Genomic DNA, 19,230 nt, shown 5'->3' on the forward strand with positions numbered 1-19,230 from the left:
TAAGGCGTCGCCGCTAGTGTTTGTATAATTCTTGGTTTATGCGAAACCGTTTTGCTGCAAAAATTCCATGGTGATACGTGACTCTGGCTGCTGTTCACGCTGGCTCGTCAATAAACGTTCCATATAGCGTGCTAGTACATCCACTTCTAAATTCACTTTACGCCCAACATGAAAATCAGCGATGGTCGTCTCTTCACCGGTATGAGGTACGATCGTTAGTTTGAAAGCGTTCTTACGCAGGTCATTGACCGTTAAGCTGATGCCATCGACAGTAATTGAACCTTTTTCCGCGACATATTTAGCGATCTCTTCCGGCATAGAAACCCAAAATTCAATAGCACGACCAACCATATTACGTTCCACAATTTCACCTACACCATCAACATGGCCTGACACAATATGTCCACCAAAGCGAGTCGTTGGTAGCATTGCTTTTTCAAGATTGACCTTGTCGCCCGCTTGATAATCAGTAAAGCCCGTTTTTTGCAGTGTTTCTAATGACAAATCTGCGCTGTAACTTGTCGAGGAAAAGTCTACTACCGTTAAGCAAACTCCGTTAGTCGCGATGCTGTCACCGAGCTTAACATCAGACATATCCAATTTGCCGACTTCTACCGTGACACTAATATCTTCGCCTTTTGGCGTGATTGCAGTCAAAGTACCAACTGCTTCAACAATACCTGTAAACATGATTACGACTCTTTATTCTTCAAGGTGGCGGTAATACGAATATCAGCGCCAACCTGTCTTACATCTTTAATATTGAGATCAATCGTCTCTGCCATTGACTCTAAACCTAGTGCACCTAGCAACCCTCGCCCATCGCTGCCCATTATTTTAGGCGCTAAGTAGAGGATAAGTTCATCGACCAAGTTCGCTTTAATTAGACTACTTGCTAATGTTGCGCCAGCCTCAACCCATAAATGATTGATATGATGATCGTTCGTTAATGCGGCAAATGTAGCGTGTAGATCAATTAGCTTCTCGTCATTGAGTATAGGATCGAGGTCTTTACCTTCAGCCACAATGATTCTATTGCCCGGTGTATTCAAAAGCTTAAGCTCTGAAGTCAGTTGGCTTTGTCTATCTAAAATGACTCGTGTTGGTTGACGCAAATCTTGCTGATTGCATTTCGCTTGCACGGAAGCAGGTAAATCATCCCAACGTATATTCAATGACGCATCGTCATCGATAACCGTCTTACTGGTAGACAAAATTGCACAACTCTTGGCGCGATACTTTTGTACGTCTTGTCTAGCTTGGGGAGAGGTAATCCACTGACTTTGACCATTTGCTAAAGCAGTCTGCCCATCTAGGCTAGCTGCCATTTTAAGCTGTACAAATGGCATGCCCGTTTTCATTCGCTTGATGAACGCAGGATTGAGCGCTTCAGCTTCTTGTTCGAGTAACCCAATTTCTACTTCTATACCAGCATCACGTAGCATCTGAATGCCACGGCCTGCGACTTTAGGATTGGGATCTTGCATGGCACAAATGACTTTCGCTACTTTGGCTTTAATTAGGCCTTCCGCACATGGAGGTGTTCGGCCGTAATGAGAGCAAGGTTCTAACGTCACATAAGCAGTTGCACCAACTGTCTTATCACCCGCCATACGTAGTGCATGCACTTCCGCGTGTGGTTCACCGGCTCGGTAGTGGAAACCTTCACCGACAATCTCGTCGCCTTGAGTAATCACACAGCCAACATTTGGGTTTGGTGCTGTGGTGTAGATGCCGCCTTTTGCTAATTCGATAGCACGCGACATCATCTTAAAATCTTGAGGGGTAAATATTGGCATTGATGACAACCGTTAATCTTCTAAACGAGCGATCTCTTCGCCAAACTCACGAATGTCTTCAAAGCTCCGGTAAACAGATGCGAATCGAATATACGCAACCTTATCGAGCTCTTTGAGTTGATCCATGACCAAGTTACCTATCATTTCACTTGGCACTTCTCGTTCACCCGTTGCACGGAGTTGAGATTTGATCAGGCTAATCGATACATCTACAGCATCGGCACTAACCGGACGCTTTTCTAGCGCACGTTGCAGTCCACCGACCATTTTATCTTCATTGAATGGTTCGCGGTTGCCATTGGATTTAATCACTCTCGGCATAACCAATTCAGCCGTTTCAAACGTCGTAAAACGCTCGCTACATGCAAGGCACTGGCGACGGCGACGCACTTGGTGACCGTCAGCAACCAAACGAGAATCAATCACTTTAGTGTCGTTCTCAGAACAAAAAGGACAATGCATATCACCTCCATATAAGTGACAGACAGTGTAGCGGATTTGGTGATCACAAGAAAAGCAAAAGGGGCTAGATAGCCCCTTTTTCAAACAATATCGTGCAGTTTTTGTTAACTACGTGGTAAGTAGTTTGCTTTACCTACCCATTTGTAGCTGGTCAACTCTTCCAAACCCATTGGGCCGCGAGCGTGAAGCTTCTGAGTAGACACCGCAACTTCTGCACCTAAACCAAACTGTGCGCCATCTGTAAAACGAGTTGATGCGTTCACGTAGACCGCTGCTGAGCCAACAGAGTTAATAAACACTTCCGAGTTTTCTAGGCTATTAGTCATGATGGCATCAGAGTGACTAGCGTTGTGAACTCGCATGTGGTCAACCGCCTCATGAACGTCTGCCACAACTTTGACACCTAATGTGTAGCTTAGCCATTCTGTATCAAAATCATCGTCACCAGCATCACGCAGCTCTTTTGCATTGCTTAACAGAGCCTTCGCTTTTGGCTCTGCAACGAGTGCAACCTTATCAGCCAAACGTTCCGCTAGCATTGGTAAGAATTCTGCTGCCACTTTTTCATGTACAAGCAGTGTATCTAGTGAGTTACACGCTGATGGACGTTGTACTTTAGAGTTCTCAACTACATCCAGCGACTTGGTAAGGTTAGCGCTTTCGTCAACAAAGATATGACTAATACCAAAACCACCAATAATCACAGGAATCGTGCTGTTTTCTTTACACATTTTATGTAAACCAGCACCACCACGCGGGATGATCATGTCAACGTATTCATCCAATTTAAGCAACTGAGAAACCAATTCACGGTCAGGCTTCTCAATGTACTGGACTGATGCTGCTGGCAGACCCGCTTTCGCAAGTGCAGACTGAATCACTTTAACCAGTTCCATGTTTGAGAAAAACGTCTCTTTACCACCACGTAAAATGCTGGCATTACCCGTTTTCAAACATAGCGCCGCAATATCAATCGTTACGTTAGGGCGAGCTTCATAAATCACACCAACTACACCAAGCGGTACACGACGACGTGATAGAGACATGCCGTTTTCAAGTACTTTACTGTCCAGTTCGCTACCTACAGGGTCATTCAGGCTAATCACGTTACGTACGTCGTTAGCAATCCCCGTTAGGCGTTCAGGGTTAAGCAACAAACGATCAAGCAGTGCTTCTGTTAAACCTGCTTCACGACCTTTCTCAATATCTTTTGCGTTCGCCGCTAGGATCGCCTCTGAGTTGGCTTCAAGTTCATCTGCGATAATAGCAAGCGCTTGGTTTTTCTGAGCTGTTGATGCTGTTGCAAGTTGGAACGCCGCGTCTTTGGCAGCGATACCCATAGAAATCAGTTCCACTTTTCTTTCCTTACTCTTGGATTACGACCATATCGTCACGGTGCAATACTTCATTACCGTAGTCATAACCTAAAATTCCAATAATATCTTTACTGTGTTTGCCTACAATTTTCGCCATATCTTGGCTTGAGTAACTCGCAATTCCACGAGCGACTAACTTGCCTTGAGCGTCGGTCACTCGGACGACATCACCACGAGCAAACTCTCCACTCACTTTGGTTAGGCCTTTTGCAAGCAGACTGCTGCCCTTACCTACCACAGCATTAACGGCACCATCATCAATCACAATGTCACCTGATGCTGCAGGACCTGCTAGGATCCAGCGCTTACGGTTTTCTAAGGCTTCTTCACACGGTAAAAAGCGCGTACCTTGTGGGTTGTCGCCAAGTGAATCAAATACTACATTCGGAGCGCTACCCGCAGCGATAATCACCTCAATACCAGCACGGCGTGCAATATCAGCAGCTTGTAACTTGGTCGCCATCCCGCCTGTACCTAGCGTAGTACCGCTACCACCAGCAATTTGACGAAGCGTATCATCGATGGTTTTGACTTCTTTGATCAGCTCAGCATTTGGGTCCTTGCGAGGGTCGGCCGTAAACAAACCTTTTTGATCAGTGAGCAGCAACAGTTTATCTGCGCCACATAAAATCCCAACCAATGCAGACAAGTTGTCGTTATCGCCAACTTTGATTTCACTTGTAGCAACAGCGTCATTTTCATTGACCACTGGAATAATGTCGTTTTCGACCAGCGCATTGATCGTGTCTCGCGCATTAAGGAAGCGTTCACGATCCTCTAAATCTGCACGAGTTAATAACATTTGACCAATTTTCAGCCCATAAATCGCGAATAGCGACTCCCATGTCTGAATCAACTGACTTTGTCCGACAGCGGCAAGCAGTTGTTTACTCGCCATAGAGTTGGGCAGTGCGGGGTATCCTAAGTGTTCACGACCAGCAGCGATTGCGCCAGACGAGACCATAACCACTGAGTGGCCTTGTTTTTTAAGTTCTGCACATTGACGAACCAACTCAACCATATGAGCTCGGTCTAATGCCAACGTACCACCAGTTAAAACACTTGTACCTAGTTTAACCACGACAGTCTGAGACTGTTGGTTATTTCCGCTTTCTTGATTCATTGCCTTTCTACTATGAAAAATAAAAAAATCCTCACAATCTTGTCTTATTGATAAGTGACAAAGATTGATTAGACCTGATGTTTTAGCAATCAAATAGAAAATTCACAAGCAGAAAAGGCGCTAAAAAGCGCCTTTTTGGTCTATCTAGGGAAAAGCCAGAGTATTTTAGACGAATTCTACAGATTCTTTGTGAATCGCCAGTGGGATTTCAAATTCTTTCTCTAACGTTTCTAGCAGTTTTTGGTGAAAAACTTCCTGAGTTCGAGTGACATCTTGAACAGCCTTTTTCGGTAGGGCTTTGTCTTGCCACTCCCCAGTGACATCATACAAACCGGAGCGGTATCTAGCTTCAAACGCCTCGCCGTTCTTCTCTAGCTCTAGCCACCAGCCCCAAAATTCCCTTTGCTCTGGTGACTTTTTATCATTGACACAAACCGATAAACAATCGAATAAATAGGAGCCTTCTGTACTTTGTGATTCACGAAGGTAAGGCCCAATAGCTCTCAGTGTGGTTAACAAGCGATAATGTGTCGGACTTTTTGTCTGTTCAGACATAATGAATCTCCATATTCATTTACTTATTGTTATTCGTGCACACCTCAGGACTAAACAGTCTGGGTAGCTCGTCTACATAAGTGTTGTCTAAATTAGTTTAAATGTCATCTAATTAGCTCGTCTTCTAGCCACTTTATCGCTAAATCGAGGGATTGCTCATAACCTTGTGTAATTGTCTTGGAACTGATTTTCTTCGCTTTGCCGTAGTCACTATACAATGCAACCAATTGGTTATCGCTAAATGGAGAAACCGGATCATTTTCTAAGCTCATTGCTAAAATAGGCACTCGCGTTTTACGGTTAGCCAAAATGCCTTGCACCTTAAGCGACCACGCCATCAGTTGCCCCGCTAAGCTATGAATATCAACCGCGTTCTTACCTAGTCGAGAAGCTAAAACATCCAAATACATTTTTGGCATTTGTTTGAGCTTCTCTGGTGATGACAACACATCATGTATCGGCGCTCCTAAAGAAACACACGCTTTAATCTTGTCTTGCTCTAAGAAGGACAGTCGTACCATAGCATTGCCACCAAATCGGAAGCCTACCAAGCCAACTTTATGGTGATCGACATAAGGAATGTTGTATAGCTCATTGAGTACAGCCTGATGAAGGCGAGAAGTATCTTCGGTCAAATTCCAATGGGTGTTGTGCCCTATTGAAGGCATATCAACTGTCAGCATTGCGATATTCTTCTTGGCGAAGTGATCACGAAACAGCGCCCAAAGATCCGTTTGCAAACTATCTAGCCCAGCGCTAACCATAACGACTGGCTGAGGCTTATCAGTACTGGTCAGGTGAAGATGGGCAATAATAGTCTTCTTCTGGTATGGGATTTCAAGGCGTTTAACAATGTACTTAGTTTTATTCGCAGCCTCAGTATAAGCATTACTGGCTAGAACTTGCGCTTGAGTGGCTAAGTTATCATTTTTTAGATGTGGATAGCCTGCAATACTAAAACAGAGTGACGCATTGAACATTTCATCCGCCGCCTCTTCCCCCTTAAGTTGGCTTGAGCGTTTTTGATGCAGCATGCCAAGTTTGGTCCACTCATAAGTCCAGTTACCGCTGTGATAGCCCATCACTGTATCTAACCATTGGTCTTGAGTACGAGAGTGTTTTGAGGCCGCAATTTTTGCCAGTACCGCTTCAATTTCGATCGGATCAAGCCCCTGCCATGACCATTGCATGCGTCTTAGGTTGCGATACCATTTGAAACCTTCTTGCTCTTGCTTATTATCTAGAAACGTTTGACTGCTCGGCATATAGCGCGTCAATCCAGACGTTTCTTTGGCTTGTTTATGATTAGCAAACAGCGTTTCCGAGAGGTTCTTGCTGACTTCCTCTGACATGAGTTCGACCTAAATAAATAATGATGTCTAAATAGTAATAAAAAAAATGACCCAATAAAGGGTCATTTATCAAGAAATCGATGGGAACTAACCCAAAAGTGATTACTTTTGCTTACGATTGATAGGCTCAACGAATTGGATTGACATATCCCAAGGCTGCTCAATCCACGTGTCTTGTGCGATATCAACAACGTAATCATCAAGTAGCTCAACACCTGCTGGCTTAGCACAAACGGCAATCAATTTTGCTTTAGGGTACATTTCGCGAAGTTTACGCGCTGTATCACCACTGTCCACTAGGTCTTCAACGATTAGGAAACCTTCGCCGTCACCTTCTGGTGCTTTAACAACTGTCATATCACGCTGGTGATCATGGTCGTAGCTAGAGATACAGATTGTATCTACATGACGAATACCTAGCTCACGCGCTAGGATAGCGCCAGGAACAAGGCCGCCACGGCTCACAGCCCAAATGCCTTTCCACTGCTCTGCTGGCATTTGTTTTTCTGCCAATTCACGACAAAGTGTGTGCATTTGGTCCCAAGTGATAATGAATTTCTTAGCCATTGTAATAACCTAATAATTTAAAAAATCTGCATCCCCGCAAAGCATCTAAGATGAAATGATTGCAACAGGCAAGCTGGGGAAAAGCTACGCAAACGTTTATTTTACCGAAAGTGCAGCATAATACCAATGCCATAAATAAAATGTTCAGCATGAATAAGCAGAACTTTGATAGCACTGGTAGAGATTTAACTCTCTAGACAAAAAGAATCGCTATAGTAGCGGTGGCTACTATAGCGATAGTGTATTTAACTCATATATTGCCAATGGATATTTCCACCAGCTGAGCTAGTTAAGCAATCAAGTACTTAATAATGAATACTGCAGCTAGAACCCAAACACTCACAGATACTTCGCGGCCACGACCACTTAGCAATTTGATTGCAGCATAAGAGATAAAGCCCAGTGCGATGCCTTCAGCAATTGAGTAAGTCAGTGGCATCAGTAGACAAGTCACAACTACAGGTGCTGCCTCTGTTAGGTCACGCCAGTCAACACTTACTAGGCCAGACATCATTAGGATAGCAACGTAAAATAGTGCGCCAGCTGTAGCGTACGCTGGAATCATACCTGCTAGCGGAGAGAAGAACAGCGCTAGTAGGAACATAACACCAACAACGACCGCCGTTAGACCAGTACGACCACCTGCAGCAACACCAGCTGTTGATTCAACATAAGAGGTTGTGCTTGAAGTACCTAACATTGCACCCACAGACGTCGCTGTTGAGTCAGCAAGTAAAGCCTTGCTTAAACGAGGAAGCTTGCCATCTTCTTTGATTAGATCAGCTTTCGTTGCAACACCAACTAGCGTACCGGCTGTATCAAATAGGTCAACGAATAGGAAAGCAAAAACAACTGAAATCATACCGACTTCAAATACGTCAGCGATGTTCATTTCCATTAGAGTTGGTGCAATGCTTGGTGGCGCTGACATAACTCCGCCCCACTGAACGTCGCCCATTAGCAAACCAATCGCAGTGATCACTAGAATAGCGATCATCACCGCACCACGCACACCGCGGTATACCAGTGCAATTGTTAAAAAGAAGCCAAGTGCTGCAAGAGCTTGTTGTAGACCAGTAATGTTACCAAGGCTCACCAAGGTCGCTGGGTTATCTACCACAATGCCTGAATTTTGTAGGCCGATAAACGCTAAGAAAAGACCGATACCTGCAGAGATACCTGTTCGCAATGACATTGGGATAGAGTTTATGATCCACTCACGTACTTTGAATACGCTCAACGCCATAAATATAACACCCGATACGAATACTGCACCAAGCGCTACTTGCCACGAGTGACCCATACCTAGCACAACGCCGTAGGTAAAGAATGCATTCAGACCCATACCCGGAGCCAAAGCAATTGGGTAGTTGGCAACAAAGCCCATGATGAAACAGCCGATAGCAGCTGCAAGACAGGTAGCGACAAAAACAGCACCTTTATCCATACCTGCGTCAGCAAGCATTGCTGGGTTAACAAAGATGATGTAAGCCATTGTCAGGAAGGTCGTAATACCTGCAATCACCTCAGTTTTGACGTTAGTGCCATTTTCACTGAGTTTGAATAGTTTTTCGAACATAATCGAATCCTAAAAGGTAAAAAGTAAACGGTTGCGTAATCGATTGGCGTGAATTATAGAGTCAACAAATAGTAAATTCCAGATAGAATTAAGACTCTAACTAATATTTCTCAGACCAAATTAGAAAATCAATCGATTACATTGTTCGAACACACAAACAAAACTCTTACTAATCAACAACTAAAAACAATTTCATTTTTTAAGGAAAAAAGGTGTTTTTTTGTACCATGTTGCAAACTTTCATTGTGAATTAAGTACCATTTACGATAAACAATATGAGTTTATGCGAATAAAATTCAGGCCATTGGAACTAGCACAGGAAAGCATTAACTTTGAACAAGTGAAATGAGGTATTTGAGAGATAAAAAAACGCCACTCAAGTTGAGTGGCGGTTGAATCATGTCAGCAAAAATTAAGCTGCTGAAAAAAAATTCCAATAATAGGGGTGAACATACTCTGTTCGAGAGTCACAAACCTCGGATTAGTAACCGAAGCTTGTTGGATAAGTAAACGTACCTGTGTAAACAGAGCTGTTTAGCCAGAACGTTGCACTTGGTAAACCTTTCATAACTATCACCTTCTAAATCAATTAAAACAGATTACAAATATTGATTTCTCAGTTCCTTGGAGGCGACAAATCGGACTCATCCTTTGAGCATTTTCTCTTCGCTTTCGAAGTTGGTTACTAATATACCCCAAAGAAAATTAATTACAACCTTTTGCGTGATAAATATCACATAAAAATCAAAAATTGATTTAAATCAAAACTAAACTGTAATTAAGTTACATAAAAATCAATAAAGCAGAGAAGTTAACAACAAATCATACGAATTAAGGTGCGTAAACGTTTTCGTGTAAAATCCTCAATCTGTGACTGTTATTGAGGTTTCCATTTCTCTTTTACTACTCCCCAAAGGCTGGTAGTGATATCCTGTGGCCTCTATTTAATAGGTCAGATTTAGCTTTTTGTTCTGATGATAAAACCTTATCACGTTACAAGATCTGGCATTATTCTTTTTAAGGAGTCATCCGTGTCTGAATTCCATTCTGAAATCAGCAGCTTATCACCTGCACCACTATGGCAGTTTTTCGATAAGATCTGTTCTATCCCTCACCCTTCTAAGCATGAAGAGGCACTTGCTCAATACATTATTGGTTGGGCGAAAGAGCAAGGTTTAGACGTTCGTCGCGATCCAACAGGTAACGTATTCATTAAAAAACCTGCAACGCCGGGTATGGAAACGAAAAAGGGTGTTGTTCTTCAAGCACACATCGACATGGTGCCGCAGAAGAATGAAGACACAGATCATGACTTCACAAAAGACCCAATCCAACCATACATTGATGGCGAGTGGGTAACGGCAAAAGGCACTACCTTAGGCGCAGACAACGGTATGGGCATGGCTTCATGTCTAGCAGTACTTGCTTCAACCGACATTAAACACGGCCCTATTGAAGTGCTACTTACCGTTGATGAAGAAGCAGGCATGACCGGTGCTTTTGGCCTAGAAGCGGGCTGGTTAGAAGGTGATATCCTTCTTAACACTGATTCAGAGCAGGAAGGCGAAGTCTACATGGGCTGTGCCGGTGGTATCGATGGTGAAATGACGTTTGATATTAGCCGTGAAGCGATTCCGGCCGGTTATGTCACTCGCCAACTGATCCTTAAAGGCCTTAAAGGTGGCCACTCAGGTTGTGATATTCACACAGGTCGCGGCAACGCAAATAAACTAGTCGCACGCTTCTTAGCTGGTCACGCACAAGAGCTGGATCTACGCCTAGTTGAATTCCGTGGTGGTAGTCTACGTAACGCAATTCCTCGTGAAGCGTTTGTAACAGTGGCGGTTCCTGCTGAAAATGAAGCAAAACTGGCTGAACTGTTTGAGTTCTACACTAACCTACTAAAAACTGAACTAGGTAAAGTAGAAACAGACATTGTTTCTTTCAACGAATCAATCGACACTGACGCTCAAGTTCTGGTAGTTGCTGACCAACAACGCTTCATTGCAGCGCTAAACGCTTGTCCAAATGGCGTGATCCGCATGAGCGATGAAATCGAAGGTGTAGTAGAAACCTCTCTTAACGTTGGTGTTATCACTACTGAAGAGAACCAAATTCAAGTTCTTTGTCTTGTTCGCTCACTTATCGACTCTGGCCGCCAACAAGTTGAAGGCATGCTAGCTTCAGTTGCTGAACTGGCAGGCGCAAGCATTGAGTTCTCTGGTGCTTACCCAGGTTGGAAGCCTGACGCAGATTCAGAAATCATGGCAATCTTCCGTGATATGTACGAAGGCATCTATGGCCACAAGCCAAACATTATGGTAATTCACGCAGGTCTTGAGTGTGGTCTATTTAAAGAACCTTACCCGAATATGGATATGGTTTCTTTCGGTCCAACCATCAAGTTCCCTCATTCACCTGATGAAAAAGTGAAGATCGATACTGTTGCCCTGTTCTGGGATCAAATGGTTGCTCTATTAGAAGCCATTCCAGAAAAAGCTTAATCTGGACAAGATCTAAAAAGCCGAGTCGTATAGGACTCGGCTTTTTTATTTTTGCTTCTATTAAGCTTTTGAGGCAGCAAGCTGTTGAAGTTGACCCAGGGTTGTCTCTCCCACCAATTCGCCGTCAATAAAGTATTGGATGTTTTCATCCGTCTTCACACCACGCAGAATGGATTTATCGCCATTGCTGTAAGTAATATCGATTTCGAAGGTGTCGTCGTTAATACGCTTCATTTCCCCTTGCTCAAAAGAGCGATACATAGAGATCGGTGCAATAGGCGCTTCTTTTAGTGAATCATCCAGATCATCGTTAATGTCCAACATGGTATCTGTTTTGGTATCAAAGATGTGTGGTGAACCATTAATTGGGTTTTTACCCGTCCAAAATTCTAATGAGTTAAAGACAATATAGTCAGCCGCGGTAGTAATTGCGTATACCGGCGCAAGTAAAAAGTTGACGCCTGCACGAGCATATCGGTTATCAACCACCTCGACGTTAAACTGCATCAGCTTACCAGTGACCGCCATACTACCGACACATCCGGTCATACCTGAAACCACTGCTGCAATAGCCACTGCTTTTACAATCGTTTTTTTCATAAATCCCTCTAATTTAATGTCTTGCGATAGTTATCCATTTAAAGATAGAAGAGTTTTTGGACTGGATAGTCCTTAACCATTGATAAGTTCAATAAAACTTCTATTTTGTGCTTCCTGCCTCAAGTTTCGTTTTCTCACCCAGTGAAAATCATCAATAAAAAACTTTTATCTTAATGGTCATTTTTTTTCGTTAGTCACACTAAACTCAGGTTGCTACAGTCGCCCTCCTTGAAGCGCCTTTGGGTACATTCTTACCCTCTTCAAGCACAAGACTCGGCACAATTCGACCGTGTTATGTTGGGGATGCTCACTTCACTCGAGCATCTTAAATACTCTCTAAAATTATGTTACTGCGATGAAAGAAAAACTATTAGTCGGTTGGCGAGAAACTCTTAGCCTGCCAGGTTTAGGTATTAAAGAAATTAATGCAAAAATTGATACCGGAGCCAGGACGTCTTGCTTACACGCATTCAAAGTAGAGAGCTTTAAGAAGGACGAAGCTCTTTGGGTCCGCTTCTGGATTCATCCAAAACAACATGACACGGATTTCGAAACAGTATGTGAAGCTAAAGTTATTGATGAGCGCATCGTACGCGACTCAGGTGGTCATGAAGAATCACGTTACGTTATCGAGTCAGAACTGAGTATTGGCAGAAAAAGTTGGCCAATCGAAATTACATTAACTAATCGCGAAAACATGGCTTTTCGTATGTTATTAGGTCGCACTGCAATGCACGAACGCATCATTGTCGACCCTGTTGAATCGTTTTTAGTCCCTTTCGAGGAAATCAAATAATGAAAATTGGTATTCTGTCTCGCAATGCGAACCTGTACTCAACTAAGCGTCTGATTGAAGCAGCGGAAAGTCGCGGTCATGAAGTAAAAGTGATCGACGCGCTTCGTTGTTACATGAATATCAATTCAGATAAACCAGAGATCCACTTCAAAGGTGAAGAGCTATCTGGCTTTGATGCGATTGTTCCTCGAATCGGCGCATCTGTAACTTTCTACGGTACCGCGGTATTGCGCCAGTTTGAAATGATGGGCGTTTACCCAGTAAATGAGTCAGTTGCTATTACACGTTCTCGTGACAAGCTACGCTCAATGCAATTGCTATCGCGCAAAGGTATCGGCATGCCAATCACTGGTTTTGCAAGCAAGCCTGATGATGTGAAAGACCTACTAGAAATGGTTGGCGGTGCTCCTGTCGTAATCAAACTACTTGAAGGTACTCAAGGCATCGGTGTGGTTCTGGCTGAAACTCGTAAAGCAGCAGAAAGCGTTGTTGAAGCTTTCATGGGCTTAAAAGCAAACATCATGGTGCAAGAATACATCAAAGAAGCTGGCGGTGCTGATATTCGCTGCTTCGTAATTGGTGACAAAGTAATTGCTGCAATGAAGCGTCAGGGTGCTGAAGGCGAATTCCGCTCAAACCTGCACCGCGGTGGTAGTGCGTCTTTAATTAAGATCACTCCTGAAGAGCGCCGTACAGCGGTAGCCGCAGCGAAGATAATGGGTCTAAATGTGGCTGGGGTAGATCTACTAAGATCAGACCGTGGTCCATTGGTCATGGAAGTAAACTCATCTCCAGGTCTTGAAGGTATTGAGGCCGCAACTGGTAAAGACATTGCTGGAATGATTGTCGAATTTATTGAGAAAAATGCGGCAAGTAAAAGGACTAAAACTCGTGGCAAAGGCTAAAAAGAATAGCGCATTTGAATTTCTCGGCGAGTCTATCTCGCCGGGAGAACGTAAGGTCATTGAGTTAGAAGCTGCCAAGCTTTATACCCATTCACCTTTATCGATTCCTGTTGAGATCATCAATGGTAAGCAAGCAGGACCTGTACTTATGGTCAACGCAGCGATCCATGGCGATGAACTCAACGGCGTTGAAATCGTTCGCCAGCTGATCAACACCATTGATGCCAATAAGCTCAAAGGTACTGTCATCGCTGTGCCTATCGTAAACGTATTTGGTTTCATTCATAAATCACGCTATCTGCCAGATAGACGTGATATGAACCGCTGCTTCCCGGGCAGTGAAAAGGGCTCGCTTGCTTCACGTATGGCGAATACTTTCTTCTCTCAGGTTGCCAAGCGTTGTGATTACATTCTGGACTTACACACTGGCGCGATTCATCGCACTAACCTGCCACAAATTCGTGCAGATTTAAGTAATCCAGAGACACTTCGTATTGCTCAGGCGTTCGCTACGCCAGTGATAGTCGATGCTCCACTACGTGATGGTTCTCTGCGTAGCGAGGCTGAGCGCCTGGGCATTCCGGTTCTGACTTATGAAGCGGGCGAAGCCCTGCGCTTTGAACCAATTTGTATCAGTGCAGGTTTCATTGGCGTTCAGCGCGTGATGCAAGCCATCGGCATGCTGCGCTCAAGCCGTAAAAAGCTACCCACACCAGTGATTGCAAAATCTACCAGTTGGTTGCGTGCTGAAAGCGATGGCATTTTACGTACTGTAGTGACGTTGGGCGAGAAAGTTGAGAAAGGCCAAGTGTTGGCTTACATCAGTGCGCCTCTTGGTCACAGTGAGATTGAGCTTACTGCTCGCAAAGGTGGTATTGTTATCGGCCAGCAGACACTACCTTTAGTGAACGAAGGCGACGCTATCTTCCACCTTGCCTACTTCGAGCAAGATGATGAAGAGGTTGAACAAGTGGTAGAAGAGTTCATTGAAGAGGTAACAGACCTTGACGTGGATCCTCTAACAACGGGTCAAATCAACGCCCCAGCTCAGTAAACTAAATCTGCGAAAACGAAAAGCCCGCATATCACTATGCGGGCTTTTTATTGTCTTTCGCTTTTCTGTTACTCAAATTGGCTATTAACCAAATGATGCCCAAATTACGGTAGCCACGAGAATTGGGCAGACGAACTTCACGTAAGCAGGCCAAAGTTTTCCAAACCAACCTTGAGTAAACTCAGGGCAACCCTGTTCAAGTTCTTTGATCTTTGAGTGGCGATTCCAAACCCATCCACCAAATAGACAGAACAGTAGTGCAGCTGCTGGCTGTAAGTACTGAGTCGCGATCATTGCTACTAAGCCAAATAACTCACCGAAGTTATAAACAATCACCACACTGACTAGAGCAATCAATCCACCCAACACCCAACTTGTTAAAGAGCGTTTAGTGTTGAAGCGTTCGCTCACTAATGCCACAGGGCATTCCAACATGGAGATCGATGAGGTTAGCGCAGCAATGGTCAGTAATAGGAAGAATACAATTGAAAACAGCTGACCAAGCAGACCTAAACTATCAAACATCAAAGGTAGGACAGTGAATACTAAGGTGTCTGAACTTAGTAGTGAGCCATCTTCAGCATAAATTTGTACGCCTTTTTGCATTGCGACAAACATTGCAGGCATCACGACAAGGCCAGCAATGAATGCGACTGCGGTATCCACCAGCGTGACATTCATCGCCATCTTTGGCAGGTTCTCTTTTTTGCTCAGGTAAGAACCATAGATAAGCATCGAACAACCACCAATGGTCAATGAAAAGAACCCTTGCCCCATCGCAGCAAGAATCAATTGACGATCCATCACCTTGCTAAAGTCAGGAATCAAATAGTGCTTTAATCCCTCAATTGCGCCTGTTTGCGTCATGATATAAACAAACAACAAACCAAATAGAATAAACAGTGCCGGCATCAGTCGTGTTGACCACTTTTCGATCCCCTGCTTCACTCCACCTTGAACAATAAGAATGGTAAGAACATAGAAAGTGATAGTACCAAAGAGGTTACGCTCTACGCTGAAGCCTTTGAACCATGCCGTCGCCGCTTCTAAACCGAATAGATCAGTAATCGCTCCAAGCAAAAAGCAAATTAACCAACCACCGACAATGCTATAGAAAGCGAGTACCGCACTTGGCACACTTAGGCCAATCCAACCCACCAAAGCACCAAACTGTTTACCTATCGCACTATTTGTTAGTGAGCGCATACTATCAACTGGATTCGCTTGACCATAACGGCCAATCGCCATTTCGACGACTAGCATAGGGAACGCAACGACAAGGATCATCACTAAATAGACAAGCAAGAAGGCGCCACCGCCATTACTTGCCGCTTGAGTTGGAAATCCCCATATATTGCCAAGACCAACAGCCGCACCTGCCGCTGCAAGAATAAAACCGAGACGAGAACCAAAGTGCTCACGAGATTGAGAGGTATCTGCTTGTGCCATACTACTTAAAACGCACCAATGAACTAGTTGACTAGTACAATAACCAAATTCACCACAACAATCAATTAATTCAAAATGATACGCAAGAAATTAAGGATTAATGTAGATTTTTAGAAAGGTTTAAATTGTTATAGGCAGGTTAATATTCTTTTATAACCACTCTATTTCGCCCTTGATTTTTTGCCTGGTAAAGTGCCTTATCTGCAAGCAAAAGTATCTCTTGTTGCTCCGCTAAACTCTGGCTACCGCAGTCAGCAACACCAATAGAAACGGTAAGGTGGGTCGATATAGGAGAGTAACAATGGGCAAGATCTAATTCTTCTATCGCCTGACGTAATCGCTCTCCTTCAGCATTTGCGTTTATCGGAGTATGAGACGTCAATACCACACAAAACTCCTCGCCACCAAAGCGGGCGACAAACTGCTCACAGTCACCTTCACTCTTTTTAAGTTGCTGTGCCACTTTGTTTAGTACGACATCCCCTTCCAAGTGTCCATAATGGTCATTAAACGGTTTAAAGAAATCGACATCAATCAAGGCTACACAAGCATAACCATGATCTTTCAATCGTAGTTTCTCCTGCCAATATTGTTGCAGACTGCGACGATTGCCGACTTCCGTTAAGGCATCATGACGAGCGATCCACTCTAGCTCTTGCTGTTTTTCATCAAGCTGAGCATAAACTTCGTTAATACGGCAGACAAAGTCTCTCATCTCGTGGGATATGAAGTTTTCTTCGTCAGTAACGATTGAGCCTCCATGAGAAAGAGAGTTCAAAGCGTTTCGGGCTCTTTTGATTGGCCTCACCATCATGTGAACAACACTAAGGTTGAAAGCAAACATAAACAAGGCGAAAGCCAGCAGCATAGACAGCTCTCCCCAAGTAATGAAATCGGGTAATTTCGCAGAGTGATGAACTAACACTCGCACCGTCGATTGATTCTGATAATCGAGCTTTTCAAGTACGGTAATATTTGGAGAGGTAAGCTGTTCGGCGGATTTGTTGGTTGTAACTATTTCAACATTGAGTCCGGTTGCTTGTTTTAAAGTACGGGAAAACTCACTGTCAATTGGCCGGATAAACATCATAAAGCCTTTGTCACAATCCATGCCATCGCTGTTACATACCCTCGCTGTAGCAAGCATGGTGGGCTTATCATTTAATACTAGCAATTTGACGTAAGGGGTGATGATATCGGTGCGAGATCTCAGTGTATCAGCCATAAGCGCACCAAATTTATATCGTATCTCATCATACGAGAGCTCTCGCTTATAGAGATAGTCGTACAACTGCCCCCACACTAGCCCCATATCTTTGTCAAAGATAAACACGCCACTAAGCTGCTTCGTGGTAAATGAGTGAGCATTTAGGCTTGTTTCCAAGAAGCTGTGATTTTTTCCTTGGATAAATGCATCGACTTCATCCCAAGCCGCGTAATCGACCAATGCACTCGCCAAATCTGACTTTTGTAGGTCGAGTACCGTTTTTACCCGATTGGTTTCTTCACTTTGTTGTCGGAGGGCTTGCTCAACTTCCGAATCGTACACCCAGAAGTATCGAAACGTTAGGTAGCAGCACACAAACACACTCGCCATCATCAAAGAAGCAAATAGAGTCAGTTGTTTCAGGGAAAGGTGAATGATGCGCATAAAGACGGTATACGATAATCGAGAGCCCTGAATTAAACCGAATAGTCATCAAGTTGTCTATAAAAAGAGCGCCTTTGGCGCTCTTTAATGTGATAGCAATCTAGGCTTAAACAGAAAGCCACAAATGCCTAAATCGTAAAGATTTGGTAATCCTTCAGTTCAGGGATCTTTTTATGTAACTCTTGTTCTTGTTCTGCCATTTGATCTAGAGAATCACAAAAAGCTTCGCTTTGCTCCTGAACTTCAACCGAATGCTCTTGTAAACGTTCCGCAATACGCTCTTTCAGTTCACTCATAGAAGACGCCATCTCTGTCAGGTTCAGGCCACCTTCCTCTTTCATCTTCTCCGACATCGCATTAAACGCACTGGTAATGAACTCTTCATTGAACAAAGCTTTGGCTTTTTCAAAATCTTCTGCCCACGAGTCACCAAACGACTCAAAACTATCCGCTGGTAGAACTAAATCCCCATCCTTGTAGTAACGAGCTTCGATATCTGCGTAAAACTGCTGCATTGCCTGCTTAACATCGTCAAATGCACCTGGAGTATCAAAGCTTTCGGCAACATCATCAATAATATCATTCGCAAGTGCCATACCATCTTGAGCCATTTGTTTTGCTCTTGGTAAGTAGTCATTCAAACTCTCTTTATACGCTTCTATTGCTTGCTTTTGATTACTGTCTAGTTCGATACGTTCACCGTGGATCATTAGGTTGTTATCACTATCAACGATCGCACTATCACCATTGGTTTGGAGAATTTCAATACGTTCACCATCAAGGTGAATTTCATTTTTCAGATCGACCTTACATTGAGCAGCATAGACTTGGCTCGACAGTAAGATAGGTAGTGTTAGTAATATCTTCTTCATGGTCATTCCACTTTATTCACTCAAGACACCATACCAGAAACAATCCCGTTATTGGATCGATTCAATTTCATAGCAATGGTTTTGCGCCCTTACTTGGTATTCAACCTCATCACCAATATGCTTTGACTTCATTGCTTTACCTAACGGCGAATCAAACGTCACCAACATGATGCTGGTATTAGCGAACTCAATTTTAAGTCCACCAGAACACGGAGCCATAAAGAACCACTTTCGCTGATCATCTAGATCGAGCAGTGACACCAAACTGCCTAATACTACTTTCTCTGGAGATTCTGGGAACACTAGTTCTGACACCATTCGGATCTCTTGCTCACACTCCTGAACGCGCATCGCTTGTCCGTGGGCAAGGTAAGAGGCTTCGAGGGCTAACGTGTCATATTTATGCTCAGGTACTGTTTCTTCATCAGTTGCTGATTCGATCGCTCGTTGAGCAGAGCTAACCGCTATGGCGTGCTTTTGCTGTAAAAGCGACAAAATAGTTTGGCGCAGTTCCAACTTATTCATACTAAAATCGTGTTCCAATGTTCGGATTATCTTTAGAATACCTTGCTAAAGATGGCAAGAA

The 19,230-nt window shown here is 43.7% G+C and carries 18 protein-coding genes; 4 read left to right on the forward strand and 14 right to left on the reverse strand.

All coding sequences use genetic code 11. From position 1 onward, the window contains the following. Positions 1-36: 36 nt before the first annotated feature. The 9 genes from AAFX28_RS20785 to AAFX28_RS20825 form a co-directional block, all read right to left on the reverse strand. Complete coding sequence (locus AAFX28_RS20785) at positions 37-690, reverse strand: riboflavin synthase (protein ID WP_408690446.1); 654 nt, start codon at positions 688-690, stop codon at positions 37-39. A 2-nt stretch (positions 691-692) separates the two neighbouring features. Further along, entirely contained in the window at positions 693-1,799 is a 1,107-nt protein-coding gene (gene ribD / locus AAFX28_RS20790) for a bifunctional diaminohydroxyphosphoribosylaminopyrimidine deaminase/5-amino-6-(5-phosphoribosylamino)uracil reductase RibD (RefSeq protein ID WP_408690448.1), read from the reverse strand. A gap of 12 nt (positions 1,800-1,811) precedes the next feature. Further along, positions 1,812-2,261, reverse strand: a complete 450-nt coding sequence (gene nrdR / locus AAFX28_RS20795; RefSeq protein WP_038139576.1) for a transcriptional regulator NrdR — start codon at positions 2,259-2,261, stop codon at positions 1,812-1,814. Positions 2,262-2,365: 104 nt separating this feature from the next. Continuing rightward, positions 2,366-3,616: a glutamate-5-semialdehyde dehydrogenase gene (locus AAFX28_RS20800; RefSeq protein ID WP_408690450.1), complete on the reverse strand. Its 1,251-nt coding sequence runs from the start codon at positions 3,614-3,616 to the stop codon at positions 2,366-2,368. 10 nt (positions 3,617-3,626) lie between these two features. After that, positions 3,627-4,760, reverse strand: coding sequence for a glutamate 5-kinase (gene proB, locus AAFX28_RS20805; RefSeq protein WP_408690451.1), 1,134 nt, complete (start codon positions 4,758-4,760; stop codon positions 3,627-3,629). Between the two features lie 165 nt (positions 4,761-4,925). Beyond that, positions 4,926-5,315: a sigma factor-binding protein Crl gene (crl, locus tag AAFX28_RS20810; RefSeq protein ID WP_408690453.1), complete on the reverse strand. Its 390-nt coding sequence runs from the start codon at positions 5,313-5,315 to the stop codon at positions 4,926-4,928. Between the two features lie 104 nt (positions 5,316-5,419). Beyond that, entirely contained in the window at positions 5,420-6,667 is a 1,248-nt protein-coding gene (gene frsA, locus AAFX28_RS20815) for an esterase FrsA (RefSeq protein WP_408690455.1), read from the reverse strand. A gap of 102 nt (positions 6,668-6,769) precedes the next feature. Next, positions 6,770-7,234, reverse strand: a complete 465-nt coding sequence (gene tet(34), locus AAFX28_RS20820; RefSeq protein WP_408690457.1) for an oxytetracycline resistance phosphoribosyltransferase domain-containing protein Tet(34) — start codon at positions 7,232-7,234, stop codon at positions 6,770-6,772. 289 nt (positions 7,235-7,523) lie between these two features. Continuing rightward, positions 7,524-8,813, reverse strand: a complete 1,290-nt coding sequence (locus tag AAFX28_RS20825; RefSeq protein ID WP_408690459.1) for an NCS2 family permease — start codon at positions 8,811-8,813, stop codon at positions 7,524-7,526. A 1,031-nt stretch (positions 8,814-9,844) separates the two neighbouring features. On the opposite strand from AAFX28_RS20825, the gene AAFX28_RS20830 reads away from it, so the two are divergent. After that, positions 9,845-11,317: an aminoacyl-histidine dipeptidase gene (locus tag AAFX28_RS20830; RefSeq protein WP_408690461.1), complete on the forward strand. Its 1,473-nt coding sequence runs from the start codon at positions 9,845-9,847 to the stop codon at positions 11,315-11,317. Between the two features lie 60 nt (positions 11,318-11,377). On the opposite strand, the gene AAFX28_RS20835 is transcribed toward AAFX28_RS20830, so the two are convergent. Continuing rightward, a complete protein-coding gene (locus AAFX28_RS20835) occupies positions 11,378-11,917 on the reverse strand; it encodes a DUF3332 family protein (protein WP_408690462.1) in 540 nt (179 codons plus the stop codon). A 355-nt stretch (positions 11,918-12,272) separates the two neighbouring features. Here AAFX28_RS20835 and AAFX28_RS20840 point away from each other — a divergent pair, with 355 nt between their 5' ends. Genes AAFX28_RS20840 through AAFX28_RS20850 form a run of 3 tightly spaced genes read left to right on the forward strand, consistent with a single transcriptional unit; the run spans position 12,273 to position 14,672 of the window. Next, positions 12,273-12,713, forward strand: a complete 441-nt coding sequence (locus tag AAFX28_RS20840; RefSeq protein WP_408690464.1) for an ATP-dependent zinc protease — start codon at positions 12,273-12,275, stop codon at positions 12,711-12,713. Next, on the forward strand, positions 12,713-13,618 hold the full coding sequence (rimK, locus tag AAFX28_RS20845) for a 30S ribosomal protein S6--L-glutamate ligase (protein WP_408690466.1): 906 nt from the start codon (positions 12,713-12,715) through the stop codon (positions 13,616-13,618). The genes AAFX28_RS20840 and rimK overlap by 1 nt, the downstream gene beginning before the upstream one ends. Continuing rightward, positions 13,578-14,672: a succinylglutamate desuccinylase/aspartoacylase family protein gene (locus tag AAFX28_RS20850; protein WP_408690468.1), complete on the forward strand. Its 1,095-nt coding sequence runs from the start codon at positions 13,578-13,580 to the stop codon at positions 14,670-14,672. Before rimK ends, AAFX28_RS20850 begins: the two co-directional genes overlap by 41 nt. Before the next feature lie 84 nt (positions 14,673-14,756). Here the strand turns inward: AAFX28_RS20850 and AAFX28_RS20855 are convergent, their stop codons facing one another. The 4 genes from AAFX28_RS20855 to AAFX28_RS20870 all read right to left on the reverse strand — a co-directional run bounded on the left by AAFX28_RS20855 (position 14,757) and on the right by AAFX28_RS20870 (position 19,169). Then, positions 14,757-16,121: a sodium-dependent transporter gene (locus AAFX28_RS20855; protein ID WP_408690469.1), complete on the reverse strand. Its 1,365-nt coding sequence runs from the start codon at positions 16,119-16,121 to the stop codon at positions 14,757-14,759. Between the two features lie 139 nt (positions 16,122-16,260). After that, positions 16,261-17,772, reverse strand: a complete 1,512-nt coding sequence (locus AAFX28_RS20860; RefSeq protein WP_408690471.1) for a diguanylate cyclase — start codon at positions 17,770-17,772, stop codon at positions 16,261-16,263. A gap of 128 nt (positions 17,773-17,900) precedes the next feature. Beyond that, entirely contained in the window at positions 17,901-18,644 is a 744-nt protein-coding gene (locus AAFX28_RS20865; protein WP_408690473.1) for a YggN family protein, read from the reverse strand. A gap of 48 nt (positions 18,645-18,692) precedes the next feature. After that, entirely contained in the window at positions 18,693-19,169 is a 477-nt protein-coding gene (locus AAFX28_RS20870; protein ID WP_408690475.1) for a GreA/GreB family elongation factor, read from the reverse strand. Positions 19,170-19,230 lie beyond the last annotated feature (61 nt).

The organism is Vibrio sp. TBV020 (assembly GCF_046056895.1).
In the GTDB taxonomy this organism is placed as follows: domain Bacteria; phylum Pseudomonadota; class Gammaproteobacteria; order Enterobacterales; family Vibrionaceae; genus Vibrio.